Source organism: Anaerobiospirillum sp. NML120449 (assembly GCF_023051105.1).
Classification (GTDB): domain Bacteria; phylum Pseudomonadota; class Gammaproteobacteria; order Enterobacterales; family Succinivibrionaceae; genus Anaerobiospirillum.
Genome location: NZ_JALKIL010000002.1, coordinates 37,268 through 53,131, shown reverse-complemented (window position 1 = coordinate 53,131; position 15,864 = coordinate 37,268). Strand labels below are relative to the sequence as shown.

Here is a 15,864-nt window from a genome sequence, read left to right as displayed (position 1 = left end):
GTCAGGCCGGGCTCAGGGCCGCATGCCATAAGGGAGGATGTAAACGTGACGGTGCTCCGGCCTGTTACTGACAGTAACAGGCCAGGCAGCAGCACGCCCTGGTGCAGGCGCAGCTGATGACAGGGGCTCAAGTGCGGCTGACGCTGCAGTGAGCTGGTGAGGCTGACGACAGGGTGCGCAGGCGCAGGCGTGGCTGATGCCTGTGGTGAGCTGGCACCGGCGTCTGTCAGACGGCGGCCCCTTTGCGGCGCAGGTGGCGGCGGCGCATGTAGTAGACAGCTGTGGCAATGGCACCGCCTACGGCCAGGACAGACTGGAAGAAGAAGGCCGTATCAAGTGAGGATGTTTTGGCAAAGAGGTAGCCGGCCACAATAGGTACGCCTGTCATGCCAATGGCAAACATGGACTGGAAGATACCAAGGGCTGTGGAGCGTCGGTAGCTTTCAATCTGGCTTAAGGCCTCAGATGAACACCAGGAGAACACAAAGCCGCCTGTAGTGCCCAGCAGCAGCTGGACAGGGATGAGGGCATAGACATTATCAAGCGATACCATCAGCACGCAGTACAGCGCCATACAAAGCTGGGAGGCGGTCATGAGTATGCCAGGTCCGATTCTGATGGCAAAGTGGGTTGAGGACATAAAGCATGAGGCTGTGTAGCTTGCCGTCATGGTCATGGTCATAATGCCTATCTGCCAGGCTGAGGCTCCCAGAGAGTGAGCCACCTCATTGGAAAAGGACATGGCCGTGCCCATCAGAATGCCCTGCTGGATCATGCCTATGACGGAAAAGAACCACAGTCTTCTGTTCCATGCTACATGAAGCAGATCGCTTATCCTTGGTACGCTGATGGAAGTGTCATGATGCTCTTTCAGGGTAAGGGCAAGGACAGTAGCTGCAGTGCCGCCGCATACGGAGAGCAGGCACATGAGGAACATGCCATAGTCCTGATAAAGGGCGGCTGAGGCCAGAAAGCCCAGCAAAATACCGCTGTTACAGGCAGCCAGCACATAACCCATGCCGCGCTGGAGATTTTCCGAGGTCAGCATCTTGGTATGGAAGAGGATAAAGCACATCCACATGGAAGATGAGAAACCGGAAATGATATTGGCAATGAGGAAGCCCTCGCCTGTAGGCATGTACAGACGGATCATAGACGCCAGAGCTGCTGAGGCGCAGCCGGTAATAATCATGGGCTTGTAGACGCCTATTCTGTCAGAGAATATGCCTACAAAGATGCGGGTAAAGAAAGGAACGGCACCATAAAAGCCTACCACCAGACCTACAAAATCAGCGCTTATCTTCTGTGCCAGCAGGAAAGGGGTGGTATAAGGCACATATACGTATTGGGTAAACCAGAACAGTCCAATAATCAGCAAAAGACGAGCTGTCTGACTCATGATGACCTCTCGGGCGGCAGCCCTTATGAAGCATAGTTTGAAAATCCGCAGAAAATACGGCAGGTACCTGTTTTCAGGATGCCTAGACTAACAGCAAAATGGACAATAATCCATAGCGCTTATCATACCTTTCAATGACGCTTTATTCGTGGGCATGGATGCCCCCTTACGCATCAGGTAACGGACTGTGCAGGCGTAAAAATGGGGCAGCTGATGTGACGGGGCTGTGCGAGCCAGGCAGGCTATGAGTATTATGGCAGTCGCCGCTCGCCGCTCGAAGGGGCAGTGCATGCTGGCGGAGGAGCTCTGGCTCAGGCACAGGCGCGGGCTGGGCTGTCGGCGCGGGAGGGACCTGAGTTTTAGATGGTGGGCAGAAACGAAAAAACCCGCCTGCGGCGGGTTCTTTCCTCGAATATCAGGAGGCGGGGCCTCCTGCTGTGTATAAGGATGACTTTTTGCTGGTCCGGGATAGTTCCCGGATTTCCCGGCTGGGAAACTGTGGTCAGTCTCATCACCGCAGACATCGGTAACGGGAGTATCTGAGACCGTCCTGAAAGCTGGTCCTTACGGGGCCCTGGTGAATAACAGTGGTTGCTTTCCCTGAGAGGGTCTTTGGTACGCGGTACCCGGGGTGCTCAGCAGGGGTTACTGTCTGTCCGCTTCAGGTGGTGGCGGTATGCCCCGTTTTCCTAATGTCCGGGACGGTGCCGCTTCAGCCATTACTCTGAGCCGGAACTGTGTTTATTCGTGCTTTTCCTTATACTTGACAAGCTGACGATCAACCTTGTCAATTAAGGCATCGATGGCTGCATACATGCTCTCATCTTCTGCTTCGGCGTGAAGTGTGCCACCAGCTACACTGAGATCGGCTTTTGCAATCTGTAAGAGCTTCTCTACAGTTAAGGTAACAGAGATGGAAGTGATAACATCGCCCTTGCGCTCGAGCTTGTTGAATTTGTCGGTGACATATTCATGAAGAGCGTCTGTGACCTTGAGTCCTACACCTTGGATGTTAATCTGCATATTTTGATCCTTAATCCAAACTTGTTGGATACCGAAAGTGAGGCTGACGTCCACCGCTGTTATCATGCCTGAGCATTAAATAGTCCAGAGAAGATATGGTTGGGTGCAGTATGAAAAAGGACTATCCGTAACAGTGGTTCCTACTGCTGGAAACTATCACTCAAAGCGAAGCTTTAAGGCAGTTGGTTGCCTGGTATTCTCCCGTAGTCGCAAAACTGTTTGAAAAATCATAGTCAGCGACGGTGATACCGCAGGCTAATGGGCTCGTCGTGCCCTGGGGGTGTATTGCAACCTGTAAGTCCATATTAACCAAAATATGCACCTTGTGTACAAATATGTTCGCAAGATTTGATGTATGTCTCAATATGGTCAAATTGCCTGAAACTTTTGACGAGGCCCGCAGCTGCGCCTTTTGGCCCTCAACTGTGCCTTTGATATGCCAGTTATACCAGCAGTGATAACAGGCTCAGACCAGGAGGTGCGCTCCCGTGTTTTCCTGCAAATACAGTGATGCTCTCCAAAACAGAGCAGTCTGCACCAGTCCGGTCAGAGCAGGTGCCTGCCAGGCACAGCAGTCTGCATAGGGGGCAGGTGCCCATAGGGCAGAGCAGGTTCATTGGTCATAGCATGTACCCATAGCCTTAGCCTGAGTATGAGCGCAGCGGGCAAAGCTGGTACACGGGGTGGCAGCCGGATCAGGCAGCCACCAAAAACAAAGAGCGCCATAAAGGCGCTCTTTGTTTTAGGGTGGCAGGTCGGGATTTATACCAGACGCTTGCGCTGTGAGGATGAGCCAATACCCAGGGCCTCACGGTATTTGGCAATGGTACGGCGGGCTACGCAGAATCCTTTTTCCTTGAGCAGGCTTGCAATCTGGTTGTCCGAGTATGGACGGCGCGGATTTTCACTGCTGACAAGGGACTTGATCTCGGCACGGATAGCAGTTGAGGAGGCGGTACCGCCGCTTTCAGTGCTTACGTGGCTGGAGAAGAAGTACTTGAGCTCGAAAGTACCACGCATGGTGTACAGATATTTCTCTGTAGTCACACGGGAAATGGTGGACTCGTGCATGGAGATTTCCTGGGCAATATCATTGAGCACCAGCGGCTCCATACGGTGTTCACCATAATCAAGGAAAGCCTTCTGATGGTCAACAATACAGCGGGCTACCTTGAGCAGAGTGTCATTACGCTTGGCCATACTCTGGATGAACCAGTTGGCCTCCTGCAGATTGGACTTGAAGAACTCCTTTTCGCGCTCATTGCGGGCATAGCAGGCAAGGGAGCGGTACTGCTCGTTAAGGCGCACACGTGGCAGAGCATCAGGGTTGAGAATAACGTCGTAATCTCCGTCCTTGTCCTTTACTACCAGCACATCAGGCACGATGTAATCAGCCTTTTCTCTGATGGCGGTGCGTCCCGGGCGTGGAGTCAGGGACACAATGACGTCATTGACCTTCTTTAAGACATCTTCCTTGACGCCCAGCTTGGAGCACAGGGAGCGGTAATCGTGGTTGGACAGAAGATCAAGGTACTTGGAGACCACTTCATTGGCCATGCGTACCTCTTCGCTATGATCACGGGTCATCAGATCCTTGAGCTGAATGAGCAGACACTCCTGTACGGAGCGGGCGCCTACACCCAGAGGGTCGTAGTTCTGAATGAGCTTGAGGACGATATTGACGTCATCAATGGTGGCCTCTGGCCAGGTGACATTGATAAGAGCGAGCAGATCATCAAGGCTTTCAGTCAGATAGCCTGAGTCATCAATACCGTCAATGATAACTTCAGCAATATAGCGGTCACGGCCCTTAAGCGGAGAGCAGTCGAGCTGCCAGGTCAGGTGATCGTGCAGATTGATCTGAGTTTCACCCTCGTAGGCACCGTCATCGTCCATTACGGCACCCTTGCTGCGGGTGCGGGCGCTGTAATTGTCCTCACGGCTCAGATTATCAAGATTCTCCTGAGTGGAGGTGCTGCCCGGATCGATCTCAGGCATGGCCAGTTTGTCCGGCAGGTCACCGCCACCGGTATCAGTTACCTGGCTGTAATCGCCCATAGCTGCCAGATCAGCTGCCATATTATGGTCAGCAGATGAGAAGTCATCAAAATCGCCGCCACCATCGTGATCAGGAGCGTACTCGATGCTGCTGCTGCCACGCATGGTGCTGTCGCTGCCCATAAGCTCATTTACCGAGGCAATTTCGCTCTTACCGTCATAGCCGGCCATGTCGATATCAGCACCCTGGAAGGAGGCATCGTCGTTGAACGGGTCATAGACCTCACTGTCGTTCTCCATGCGCTCACGCTCAGCCATGGCATCAAGAGACTCCAGGTTGGCATTGGCAATGGACTCATCAATCTCCAGAAGGGGATTGGTTTCAACGGTCTGCTGAATCTCCTGACGCAGATCAAGAGTTGATAACTGCAGAAGACGGATAGCCTGCTGCAGCTGCGGTGTCATGGTTAAAGTATGGGTCTGGATTGCTCTTAACTGGAGCGAGTTTCTCAAACCGGCCATGGTTCTGATCCTATAAAGAGAAGTTCTTACCCAAGTAGACTTCCTGAACTTTCTTGTTGTTCAGTACTTCCTGTGCCGTACCCTGGGCAATAATTTCTCCAGCGTTCACTATATAAGCTTTGGCACATACGTCTAAAGTCTCGCGGACATTGTGGTCTGTGATGAGCACGCCAATGCCACGGTCTCTCAGGTGCTTGATAATATCTTTGATGTCGGAAATTGATATCGGGTCAACACCTGCAAAAGGCTCGTCCAGCAGGACGAATTTCGGGTTGGCTGCCAGGGCGCGGGCAATTTCCACGCGGCGGCGCTCGCCGCCTGACAGGGCCATACCTGAGCTCTTGCGGATATGCTCGATATGGAATTCTTCAAGCAGCTCGTCTACGCGCTTTTGCATTTCAAGACGACTCTGCTTTTTCTGCAGCTCCATTACACTGAGGAGATTCTCCTCAACGGTAAGTTTGCGAAAAATGGAGTTTTCCTGCGGCAGGTAACCAAGACCTGCCTGGGCTCTTTTGTGCATGGGCATGTGAGTGATATCGACGTCATCGATGGTCACATTGCCGTTTTCTGTAGAGATAATGCCCACAATGATGTAGAAAGAAGTGGTTTTACCGGCGCCATTTGGTCCAAGAAGACCGACAACACTGCCACTTTCGATGCTCAGACTTACATCATTGACCACCACACGGTCCTTGTAGGTTTTTTTGAGGTGATTGGCTTGAAGGAGACTCATAAACGACCTTTCTTGTAACAGGTTATGAGGCCCGCTGACCTTAGGCGGAGCGGGCTTTCAGGAAGGGTCCTTACTGTTTGTTCTTATCTCTGGAAAAATCAGCAGGTACGAAGGTACTTGAGACGCGTCCGCCCTGACTGTTGTTGTTTGATGCTCTCATTTTCTGAGTGCTGATATTATATTCGATACGCTCGCCTGTCATGCGCGACTCACCCTGCCAGATAGAGGCACGGCCAGCCAGAACAATGCGTGTTTCCTCAGGAATGTAGCTCAGCGTACTGGCGCGGGCTTTTATAACGCGTCCGTCATCCTGTTTCTGTTCAAAGGTGACCGGGTTGCCGTAAGCCACAATGGACTTGAGCGCCCCCTTGGGACTGCGTGTTACCTCTACCTTGTCTGCCTTGAGTTTGATTGAGCCCTGGGTGGCTTCCACGTCTCCGGAAAACAGCAGTTTATTGGCCTGAAGATCAGCACTCTGCTCTACTGACTGAACGTTGATAGGCTGAGTATGATCGCTTTTAAGAGCCCAGGCCGGGCTCAGACTTAACACGGCGGCAGCCAAAATAACCCTGCTGCTATGGGTAATAAACTGCATGAGGTCTGTCCTTGATCACAAAAGTCTTGCGGTTGAGATCCACTGAGTAGTCCGATCCTTCATTAACGAAGTTCTGACCTTTGATGGTAATTTTCGATGTCGAACTGATTACATTCTTCTCCATGTCAAAGTAGACATAGGGGGTAGTGATTTCCTTGATGGCAGCCGTAGGAAAGTTGGGCGTCATACGGATATTGCCGTGGAGTGAGGCCTTTTTGTTAAATATAACCTCTCCCTGGTCGGCCCTGAGCTGCCAGCCCTGGGAGACATTGTTCTTCTCGTTATTGTAGAAAAAGCCTATAAGACCGGTGGTCCTTACCAGATCACGGTTTTTGTAAAAACTTACACTGTGGGCAAATATGCTGTGGGTAATAGTACCCTTGTCCGTGTATACCTCGGCAGTGAAGTCACGGGCTTCGAAGGTAGGGTAGCGTACCTGAATTTCGGCATTGCTCAGCTGTCCTGTCAGGGCTGAGTAGCGGTACATGAGTCCGGCTACAATGGACAGCAGGGCGGCAATGATAATAGATCTGAGAGTAACGCTCATTAATGCTGCTCCTGGAGTACAGGTAAAGAACAGAAAAACAGGAGCTGTAAGGTGAGCTGCACGGCAAATGGGACATGGCCCGCATAAAAAGGGGCTCCTTATGATAACCGACCGTGATTTTCAGTCTCATCCTCGTGATATGACAGGATGGTTCATATTTCTCCAACAGGTCACTATTCTAGCTAAATTTGACAAATTTTTGGCCCAGAATTTGCCTTAATTTGGGAAATAAAATTGCCCCAACCATGCCTGAAATTCATCTAAACACGATAAATATCAGCTTTAATGCGATTTTTTGAACTTGCTGATACTTGATCCTCATCACCTTTTCTTTATGCTCTTTTCAGGCTCAAACCCCCACCCAACTCGTCATACGACTTCAATTTTGCTCCTTTAAGAGCTTTTGAATTGTGTTTTGATGCTTCCGAAAATAACAAAAGGGGGACGTTATGCTAACGTCCCCCTTTTGTATTGTATCTGCACCTGCAGAACCCTTAGCCCTTAGCCCTGCAGCCTCAGCTGCACCGGCTGCCCTGCGGCCGCAGTCGCTGAGCATCTGATGTCAATGCAGGAGCAAGACCGGCAGGCAGTGCTGCAGGTGTTTACTGGGCTGTGGGTTTGTCATCGCCTGTTTTGCCCAGCAGCAGGTCTGGACGGCCGTCAGTGCCCACATGGCCTTGAGCCATCAAAATGAGATCGCACAGTTCGCGGGCGGCACCCTTGCCACCACGGCGTGTCAGTCTGATATCGGCTTTACAGAGCATGTAGTGATAGCCATCTGACGGGCTGGCACTGATGGCGGCATTATCAAACAGAGGAATATCGTTGATATCGTCGCCCATAACGGCTGTCTGCAGGGAGCTGAGGCCGGTTTTTTCCCAGATCTGAGCCAGAGCTGTGGCCTTGTCATGAGAGCCCTGAATGATGTGGGCAATGCGCAGCTCACGGGCACGACGCTCGGTAAGAGGAGAGTTGCGTCCGGTAATGATGGCAACCTCAATGCCTGCCTTATTGAGCAGGGCTATACCCATACCGTCCTGACAGTTGAAGCATTTGAGCTCATTTTCACCGCGATCAAGGAAAATGCCGCCTTCGGTCAGGGTTCCGTCGACATCAAATACTACCAGTCTGATGTTCTTAAGTCTGGCAGCCACGGAGGCATCAATGGTCTGATAGAAGGTAACCAGCGGAGCCTGCTCAGTGCAGTTGTCTCCAGCATTACAGCATTCTTTACTCATCAGTCAGTCTCCTTACTTACATTTCAGGCCGGCCTTATGGCCGACGGGCAACAAAAAGCCATGTTCAGGCTCTGCATGCTGCCGGCCGCCACCTGCGTGACCATGGCAGCTGCCAGCAGTACTGGCTCAGCATGGCCAGCAGAGCTGGCGTGCAGCATGACGTTCGCGCCGCAGAGCTGGCGCATCATTGCAGGCGACCAGCTGGGGGCGCAGTGCCAGGGCAGCTGAGCCAGCTGGCGTCCGGAGGATTAGACCAGTCCGGCGCGCAGCAGATCGTGCATGTTAAAGGCGCCAGTTACACGGCCATCTTCATCGAGCACTATCATGGCAGAAATCTTTTTCTGCTGCATGATGTTCAGAGCATCGGCAGCCAGGCAGTCAGGGGCAACGCTTACGCCGCCGTGAGTCATTACGGCGCTGAGGCTGTCATGAACTGACACTTCCTTTTCCAGGGTACGGCGCAGATCGCCGTCGGTATAAACGCCCTTGAAGTGCATGTCCTCATCTACCACGGCTACCACACCAAGGTTCTTGGCTGTCATTTCCAGCAATGCTTCCTTGATGGTGACCTTTTCTGAGCACACTGGTATTTCATCGCCTGTGTGCATGATGTCGCGGCAGCGAACCAGAAGACGGCGGCCCAGTGCACCGCCTGGGTGGGACATGGCAAAATCTCTTTCAGTAAAGCCACGGGCCTCGAGCAGGGCAATGGCCAGAGCGTCACCAATGGCAAGTTCAGCTGTAGAGCTTGAGGTAGGAGCAAGGTTTAAAGGACAGGCTTCCTTGCTTACGTGGGCATTAAGGGCCACATCAGCGGCACGGGCCAGGGATGATTCCATCTTTCCGGTAATGGCGATAAGTGGAATGCTGCGACGGCGCAGCAGAGGGATCATCAGCTTGAGCTCTGAACCTTCACCTGAGTTGGAGATAGCGATAACCACATCGCTGTCGCCAATCATGCCAAGGTCGCCGTGAGCGGCTTCGCCAGCCTGAACAAAGAATGACTGGGTGCCTGTTGAAGCCATGGTAGAGGCTATCTTGGTGGCAATATGACCTGATTTGCCCACACCGGTTAAAATCACCTTGCCTTTGCAGTTGATCAGCAGTTCGCAGGCTTTGACAAAGCTGTCATCAATTGATGGTACCAGCTCCAGAATGGCTTCAGCCTCTTCTTTCAGCACCCTTTGACCAGCCTTAATACAAGTCTCTTTAAACATGACTTCCGCCTCAAATTAAAATGCTCATGCCGGGAATACATTTTATCGCCCCGGGTTTATAATGCTAAGCTTTGTCCGTCCGGAAGTCTCTGCCACCGTCCGGAAGCGCCCCATTATAATATTCACAGAATTAACTGTGGCCTTAAATGAGTAATATAGCCGCAAACAGACATCAAATAACAAGGCTGCTCTGCTGATGTCAACAGCAGCTTTATCCCAGGTTCCAGCCGCATTTTGTGCGCTATAATCGCAGCCCACGAACCGGGCTTACATCAACAGATTGCGTAATACTGCTCATTATGCGCATAAGGCCACCAGCCCACCAGCCCGTCAGACCAAACATCAAGAGGACCATAAATCAGGCTGAAAGGCCAAAGGTCCTCAAAGGCTCATAAAGCCGCAAGGCTGTAAGCCATGAGCCATAAGCCATAAGCCATAAGCCACAAGCAATCATGCCATCAATACTATGGCCCATATGCTCAGGTCTGTTCTCGATGAGCTTAATATAGACGTGAGTCTTATTCTTACCCCAGAATCAGGGCTGTATACTTGCTGCAGACCTGACAGCGGCCACAGTCAAGTACGGCACGGCCCGGGACCACATACACAAAACTTTTGCTCATACATTTCTGACTCAGCCAATATCAGCAAAGCAACGACGTACAGACTGCACGCTGAGATTATGACTGAGAACAATGCAGAATACATGGCAGCAAATGAGGACGGGCCTTAAGACACAATTGCAGACTGTGCGCTGTGCCTGATGCAGAGCATCAGACTGTCTGTAAGAGCTGAGTGCACAGAGGTGCATGCATTTCAGACCATCTTGTTCTGTCATGATTTTTGGCTAAGGCTGTATTTTCGGTTTTGTAAAGGATTTTTTATATTTCAAACTGATGCCCCCTCGTGCGACATGCGTTGCGCAGCTGTGCTCGCAACAGTGCGCACTGAATATGGCATGCAATATAAGGCGCACTGCTGACAGCAATGGTACTGTGAAGCGCTGTCAGTGTGCTTGCAGGCAGCTCTTCTGGGCATGGCTGCCGCGTTTTGATTATCAGATTTTTCCGGGAGTATTCCCGGTTTGTATGGTCTCTTTGAAAAGAGGAGACTGATTGATATAAGTCTTCCTGCCAGGGCTCATGAGTCTGCCTCATGGTGCAGATCTGTTTGTGAGTATGCAGGACAGTTGCGTGGAAAGCATTATGCTGGATATCAAAGGTGATGCACGTAAGGAAAGTGCCGGGGACGTTCTGATAGATGTCCAGGACGTGCACTTTTCCTATGGTGGACGCAAGATCTACAGGGGCATGTCTCTTACCGTTCCCCGGGGAAAAATCACCGCTATTCTGGGACCTTCAGGTACCGGTAAGACTACTTTGCTGCGTCTTATCGGCGGCCAGCTGCGCCCTGACAGCGGTACTATTCACTTTGACGGAATTGACGTTCACAAGCTGGTGCGCAGTGAGCTTTATGAGCTGCGCAAGCGCATGAGTATGCTTTTTCAGAGCGGTGCACTCTTTACCGATCTCAATGTTTTTGAAAATGTTGCCTTCCCGCTGCGCGAGCATACCAGGCTTCCAGAGGTTCTCATTCACGATCTGGTGATGATGAAGCTTGAGGCTGTAGGTCTGCGTGGTGCTGCTTATTTCTCACCAAATGAGCTTTCAGGTGGTATGGCCCGCCGTGCTGCTCTGGCCCGTTCCATTGCTCTTGACCCTGATCTCATCATGTACGATGAGCCTTTTGTAGGTCAGGATCCGATCACCATGGCCGTTCTGGTCAAGCTTATAGCTGAACTCAACGCTTCTCTGGGACTGACCTCCATCATCGTTACTCACGATGTCCAGGAGGTGCTTTCCATAGCCCATAATGTAGTGATTGTGGCTGACGGTCGTGTTATCGGCTCAGGTACCCCTGATGAGGTGCGCAACAGCTCTGATCCAAAGGTGGTTCAGTTCATTAACGGTGATTACGATGGCCCTTATGCCTTTAATCTCAAGGCTGAAAAGGATTATTTAGAGGATCTGTAATGTTCACTTTTGTAGGTCAGCTTGGCCGGTATGCGATTTCCAAGGTCACCTCTCTTGGTCGCTCCACAATCATGATGTACCACGCTCTGGTAGGTAAGCCTGATTTTGCCAAGCACTTTCCCCTGCTTATCAAGCAGATCTATTTTGTAGGCGTGCAGTCCATTGTCATTATCCTGGTATCAGGTCTTTTTATCGGCATGGTGCTGGGTCTGCAGGGCTTTAACATCCTGAAGGACTTCATGGCCACCAGTTCGCTGGGCCCTCTGGTAGCTCTGGCCATTATCCGTGAGCTTGGTCCTGTGGTAACAGCCCTGCTCTTTGCAGGTCGTGCCGGATCTGCGCTGACCGCTGAAATTGGTCAGCTCAAGGCATCCGAGCAGCTGTCCTCCATGGAGATGATGGCTGTTGACCCGCTGCGACGTATTATTTCCACCCGTTTCTGGGCCGGTGTTATTTCCATGCCGCTGCTGTCTATTCTTTTCTGTCTGGTAGGCATTTATGGCGGCAAGCTGGTCGGTGTTGACTGGCTGGGTCTTGATGACGGTACTTACTGGTCAGGTATGCAGGCATCCGTAGATCTCTTTGATGATCTGGGCTGCATGATGATCAAGTCAGTAATTTTCTCCATAGCCTGTGTATGGATTGCACTGTTTAACGGCTATGACTCCCGCCCTACTTCCGAGGGTATTTCCAGCGCCACTACGGCAACTGTAGTTCAGTCTTCCCTGGCTGTGCTGGGACTGGACTTCGTTCTTACCGCCCTGATGTTCTAAGGGCCAAAAGTTTTCTGTAATTCATGTTTCCCGGGGGTAACCGGGCAACCTGAGGTATTTTTAGATGAAATTTAGCAAGATTGAGTTTGGCGTTGGCCTTTTCATGGTGCTGGGCATCTGTGCTGCCGTAGTCATGTCCTTACGTGTTGCCGGTCTGGTGCTGGACAGTTCTTCAGACACTTATACCGTTCAGGCAAAGTTCGACAATATCGGCTCTTTGAAGTTACGTGCACCGGTACGTATTGGCGGTGTAGTTATTGGCCGTGTTGACGGTATTTCCCTTGATAAGGAAGACCTGGTTCCTGTTGTGACCATGTCCATTCAGAAGCGCTATGACAACCTGTCCTCCGAGTCCAAGGCTTCCATTCTGACCTCCGGTATTATCGGCGAGCAGTACATTGCCATTGCTCCGGGATTCTATGATGAGGAGCTGGGCTCCACCTACCTCAAGGACGGTGACTTCATTACCGATACCGGCTCTGCCGTAGTGCTTGAGGATCTGATTTCCAAGTTCCTGTACAACAGCAGCGTAGCTGATGCTGCCGACGCTGAGGATAAGGCCGGTGCCTCAGGTGATGACGATGCTGAGGGCGCCGCTGAGGAAGCTGCCCAGACTCAGGCTGCTGTGGACGCTGCCGACAGCGTTGACGCAGACGCCTAATCCCGTCAGCCGCAGCTGCAGCAGCCACATGGCAGCCGCAGCCGTAAAGCGGCCGCTGCCACCATCGACTGCCTGCAGCAGCAGCCGTAAGGCGGCCGCTGCCTGCAGCAACTGCCACCAGCGACTGCCTGCAGCAACTGCCACCAGCGACTGCCTGCAGCAACTGCCACCTTTGACAGCCGTGCTGCGTGGCTGCGTACAGCCGTTTTTAAAGTCAGTCACCGGACAATTACCAGGCGCAAATGCTCAGTCAATCCCTTAAATGAGCCATACAGCGCATCCTGTCCGGGACAATTTCCAGCTAAGTTTTCTCTGATAACCTGATACTGTCAGCAAGCCTGACAGCTATGCGAGGACCCGCCAATGAAAAAGTTTTTAGCCGCTGCCGTCCTGATGATGGCATCTGTATTTGCAGTCAGCTCCGTTCAGGCTGCCGATGTGGATCTTAAGGATCCATACAAGATGGTAACTGCCGTCGCTGATAACGCTTTCCAGAAGCTCAAGGCCAACAAGGACAAGATTTCTGACGTCAAGTTCCGCAAGGATCTGGTACGTAACGATCTGCTCCCTTATGTTGATACCCGTTATGCCGGTTTCAAGGTAATGGGCACCAATCTCAAGAAGGCCTCTGCTGCTGAGCGTGATGCCTTTGTTGACGCTTTTGCCGAGTACATCGTTGCTTCTTTTGCCGAGGCTCTGGCAATGTACAACAATCAGGATCTCGTAGCTCCTGAGTACAAGAAGGTTTCTGATTCTGCTACCCAGGTTAATGCCAAGTTCCTCATTCGTGAGGCAGGCAAGAAGGATCTGGAGCTGGTATTCAAGCTGCGCAAGAACACCAAGACCGGTGAGTGGCGTGCCTTTGACCTCGTATCTGAGGGTATCTCCATGCTGACCGCCAAGGAAAACGAGCTTTCCCCTCTTATCCGTGAGCGTGGCATCAAGGCCGTTACCGACCTTATCAACAAGCACAACCAGACCGGCAGCACCGAAGCTATCAAGTAAGCCTGTCTGATGGTCCTGTGCCTGAAAAAGACCCCTATCTCAGCCCTGTTCCGGCAGCGCCTGTAAGCGACAGGAGTATGCCGGTTCAGGGCTGAGCCCTGTTCAGGTGCTGTCAGGCTCAACTGCCGATACGTCCCGGAACAGGGGCATTACCTCAGCCGCCTGCCATGGAGCAATTAACAGCAAACTGTTCACGTTAACCTCACAGAGTGCAGGAGAAGCAGGCAAGTGCGGGGAATGCATATTATTTCGTTATCTTTGCGTAATGTTGAATATGGCTATTGATGTAAAGAAAATGACCCACGTTGAAGTGGCTCAGCTGTGGGAGCAGCGCTCTGAGATTTTCAAGAGCAGTGAAATTGATCTCAGGGATAATCAGGAGATTGATTCTTCAGGAATCGCCTTTCTGGTTCAGTGGGCCAAGAGCAATGGCAACAGGCTTACTGTCTACAATGCCTCAGAAAATGTGAAGTCACTGATTAAGACTTTCAAGCTCAGCCCTTTATTTGTTATTGCTGAGCGCTGATATTAAGTCGTTCTGACAGCTGTACTGCATTGCCCGGTAAAGCTGTCCGTGCAATGCAGGCAGGTCCTGATGTACTCAGGGCAGAGCGCCACACAATGGCGCATGGAAATCACAATCCTGGCACGGGCCAGGATTTTTTTTGTCATAAAATTCCGGGCTTTCAGGTCTATTATGTAGCACAGATTATCAGGTGCCTGATATTGATAAGAATCAGGGACCATGGCCTTAACTCAAAACAATGCGCATTGGCGGGAGAAAAACATGAGCAGGGAAGAAAAGCTGCAGGACCATGAGTCTGCAAGTCCTGACAGGACTGCACCACTGGCACAGGATGCTGCATCATCGCAGCGCACCGGCTCCGCCGCAGCCGCAGCCTCCGTAAGCGCAGCCGCTGCAGAACCAGCTCCGGCCGCCTCCACCGCCACCACACCAGCCCAGGCACAATCCGCCGCACCGGCTGCAGCGGCAGCTGCTCCTGCCACCATGACTGCCGGACAGCGCATCATGCGCCTTATCAAGCTCAATATCCTCTTTATCTCCATCAGCCTTGGCCTGAGCACCTACTTCATCTTCCACTATGTGAGCTTTTTACAGCCCATCAAATACCCGATCAAACACTTCTTTGACGGACTGGTGCCATATCTGATTTTTACCCTGCTGTTTCTGGCCTTTTCCAAGGTGGAGCTGCGTCGTATGAAGCCACGCCGCTGGCATCTTGTCCTGATTACTTTTCAGATAGGTGTGCCTTTCCTGACTGCTCTGTTGATGGTTTACTGGCCAGAGGGTGAGGCAAAGTATCGTCTGGAGCTTGAGGGTATTATTGTCTGTGTTATCACTCCTACAGCAGCTGCTGCCGCAGTTATCACAGGCAAGCTCGGAGGTGATGAGTCATCACTGACCACCTATACCCTGCTTAGCAATCTGGGTGCAGCTGTTGGTATACCTCTGATCTTTCCTCTTATCTCCGCCAATGCCCAGAATGGCTTTTTCCAGGAGTTCATGATCATCATGAACCGTGTTTTCCCTCTGATTGTTCTGCCTCTGATTCTGGCTCAGGGAATACGCTATCTGGTAAAGCCGCTCAATACCTTTATCTGTACCCGTCTTCGTGAGTTTAACTTCTATCTGTGGGCCTTTACCCTCAGTACCATTTCAGCAACTGCCATCTCAAATATGATGAACTCAGGTCAGAGCTCTGAAACTCTGACCAACCTTGCCCTGGTGGGACTGGTATTCACAGCCATACAGTTTGCTTTTGGCAAACTCACAGGCCATCTTGAGGGCCAGCGCATTACCGCAGGTCAGGCTCTGGGCCAGAAGAACATGGTGATAGGCATATGGATCACCCTGGCCTATCTGACCCCTGCTGCATCCATTGCTCCGGGCTGCTATATCCTCTGGCAGAATGTGGTTAACTCCTGGCAGCTGTACTGGCGTGAGTCACGCAAGCTTACTTACACCGACAAAATGTAGCGCATGCCCAAGTCCATAGCCATGCCCTGGCACATGGCCCTGACCATTGCCCTGACCATGGCTGACCGCGTCGCAATGCATCGTGTGGTGCTGAGTTCAGACGCAAAAGAAAAAGGGA

Annotated in this window: 13 protein-coding genes and 1 pseudogene; 6 read left to right on the top strand and 8 right to left on the bottom strand. The window is 51.8% G+C overall.

Features of this window, described 5'->3' with window-relative positions:
• Positions 1–226: 226 nt before the first annotated feature.
• The 8 genes from MXE41_RS00975 to MXE41_RS00940 all read right to left on the bottom strand — a co-directional run bounded on the left by MXE41_RS00975 (position 227) and on the right by MXE41_RS00940 (position 9,275).
• Positions 227–1,399: an MFS transporter gene (locus tag MXE41_RS00975; RefSeq protein ID WP_246977002.1), complete on the bottom strand. Its 1,173-nt coding sequence runs from the start codon at positions 1,397–1,399 to the stop codon at positions 227–229.
• Positions 1,400–2,140: 741 nt separating this feature from the next.
• Entirely contained in the window at positions 2,141–2,422 is a 282-nt protein-coding gene (raiA, locus tag MXE41_RS00970) for a ribosome-associated translation inhibitor RaiA (RefSeq protein WP_246977000.1), read from the bottom strand.
• A 762-nt stretch (positions 2,423–3,184) separates the two neighbouring features.
• Entirely contained in the window at positions 3,185–4,933 is a 1,749-nt protein-coding gene (gene rpoN / locus MXE41_RS00965) for an RNA polymerase factor sigma-54 (RefSeq protein WP_348647405.1), read from the bottom strand.
• A gap of 19 nt (positions 4,934–4,952) precedes the next feature.
• Entirely contained in the window at positions 4,953–5,678 is a 726-nt protein-coding gene (gene lptB, locus MXE41_RS00960) for an LPS export ABC transporter ATP-binding protein (RefSeq protein ID WP_246976996.1), read from the bottom strand.
• A gap of 70 nt (positions 5,679–5,748) precedes the next feature.
• Positions 5,749–6,273: a lipopolysaccharide transport periplasmic protein LptA gene (gene lptA, locus MXE41_RS00955; RefSeq protein WP_246976994.1), complete on the bottom strand. Its 525-nt coding sequence runs from the start codon at positions 6,271–6,273 to the stop codon at positions 5,749–5,751.
• Positions 6,254–6,820 (bottom strand): LPS export ABC transporter periplasmic protein LptC, encoded by a 567-nt coding sequence (lptC, locus tag MXE41_RS00950; RefSeq protein WP_246976992.1) that lies wholly within the window; start codon positions 6,818–6,820, stop codon positions 6,254–6,256. Before lptC ends, lptA begins: the two co-directional genes overlap by 20 nt.
• 602 nt (positions 6,821–7,422) lie before the next feature.
• A complete protein-coding gene (locus MXE41_RS00945) occupies positions 7,423–8,058 on the bottom strand; it encodes an HAD hydrolase family protein (RefSeq protein ID WP_246976989.1) in 636 nt (211 codons plus the stop codon).
• A 248-nt stretch (positions 8,059–8,306) separates the two neighbouring features.
• Entirely contained in the window at positions 8,307–9,275 is a 969-nt protein-coding gene (locus MXE41_RS00940) for a KpsF/GutQ family sugar-phosphate isomerase (RefSeq protein ID WP_246976988.1), read from the bottom strand.
• Positions 9,276–10,480: 1,205 nt separating this feature from the next.
• Here MXE41_RS00940 and MXE41_RS00935 point away from each other — a divergent pair.
• The 6 genes and pseudogenes from MXE41_RS00935 (at position 10,481) to MXE41_RS00910 (ending at position 15,746) form a co-directional block, all read left to right on the top strand.
• Positions 10,481–11,308 carry an ATP-binding cassette domain-containing protein gene (locus MXE41_RS00935; protein WP_246976986.1) on the top strand — a complete coding sequence of 276 codons (828 nt, stop codon included), beginning with the start codon at positions 10,481–10,483 and terminating at the stop codon, positions 11,306–11,308.
• Positions 11,308–12,081 (top strand): lipid asymmetry maintenance ABC transporter permease subunit MlaE, encoded by a 774-nt coding sequence (gene mlaE / locus MXE41_RS00930; RefSeq protein ID WP_246976984.1) that lies wholly within the window; start codon positions 11,308–11,310, stop codon positions 12,079–12,081. Before MXE41_RS00935 ends, mlaE begins: the two co-directional genes overlap by 1 nt.
• A gap of 64 nt (positions 12,082–12,145) precedes the next feature.
• A pseudogene (gene mlaD, locus MXE41_RS00925) lies at positions 12,146–12,634 on the top strand (outer membrane lipid asymmetry maintenance protein MlaD); the annotation flags it as partial.
• A 471-nt stretch (positions 12,635–13,105) separates the two neighbouring features.
• Positions 13,106–13,747 (top strand): ABC transporter substrate-binding protein, encoded by a 642-nt coding sequence (locus tag MXE41_RS00920; protein ID WP_246976982.1) that lies wholly within the window; start codon positions 13,106–13,108, stop codon positions 13,745–13,747.
• A gap of 274 nt (positions 13,748–14,021) precedes the next feature.
• A complete protein-coding gene (locus tag MXE41_RS00915; RefSeq protein WP_247099047.1) occupies positions 14,022–14,273 on the top strand; it encodes an STAS domain-containing protein in 252 nt (83 codons plus the stop codon).
• Positions 14,274–14,534: 261 nt separating this feature from the next.
• Entirely contained in the window at positions 14,535–15,746 is a 1,212-nt protein-coding gene (locus MXE41_RS00910; protein ID WP_247099046.1) for a hypothetical protein, read from the top strand.
• Positions 15,747–15,864: the final 118 nt, after the last annotated feature.

Excerpts from the sequence above, each read along its gene's own strand:
- MXE41_RS00910 (WP_247099046.1), top strand. The coding sequence starts at position 14,535 with ATGAGCAGGGAAGAAAAGCTGCAGGACCATGAGTCTGCAAGTCCTGAC.
- mlaE (WP_246976984.1), top strand. The coding sequence starts at position 11,308 with ATGTTCACTTTTGTAGGTCAGCTTGGCCGGTATGCGATTTCCAAGGTC.
- lptA (WP_246976994.1), bottom strand. The coding sequence starts at position 6,273 with ATGCAGTTTATTACCCATAGCAGCAGGGTTATTTTGGCTGCCGCCGTG.
- lptC (WP_246976992.1), bottom strand. The coding sequence starts at position 6,820 with ATGAGCGTTACTCTCAGATCTATTATCATTGCCGCCCTGCTGTCCATT.
- MXE41_RS00945 (WP_246976989.1), bottom strand. The coding sequence starts at position 8,058 with ATGAGTAAAGAATGCTGTAATGCTGGAGACAACTGCACTGAGCAGGCT.
- MXE41_RS00975 (WP_246977002.1), bottom strand. The coding sequence starts at position 1,399 with ATGAGTCAGACAGCTCGTCTTTTGCTGATTATTGGACTGTTCTGGTTT.
- MXE41_RS00940 (WP_246976988.1), bottom strand. The coding sequence starts at position 9,275 with ATGTTTAAAGAGACTTGTATTAAGGCTGGTCAAAGGGTGCTGAAAGAA.
- MXE41_RS00920 (WP_246976982.1), top strand. The coding sequence starts at position 13,106 with ATGAAAAAGTTTTTAGCCGCTGCCGTCCTGATGATGGCATCTGTATTT.
- lptB (WP_246976996.1), bottom strand. The coding sequence starts at position 5,678 with ATGAGTCTCCTTCAAGCCAATCACCTCAAAAAAACCTACAAGGACCGT.
- raiA (WP_246977000.1), bottom strand. The coding sequence starts at position 2,422 with ATGCAGATTAACATCCAAGGTGTAGGACTCAAGGTCACAGACGCTCTT.
- MXE41_RS00935 (WP_246976986.1), top strand. The coding sequence starts at position 10,481 with ATGCTGGATATCAAAGGTGATGCACGTAAGGAAAGTGCCGGGGACGTT.
- MXE41_RS00915 (WP_247099047.1), top strand. The coding sequence starts at position 14,022 with ATGGCTATTGATGTAAAGAAAATGACCCACGTTGAAGTGGCTCAGCTG.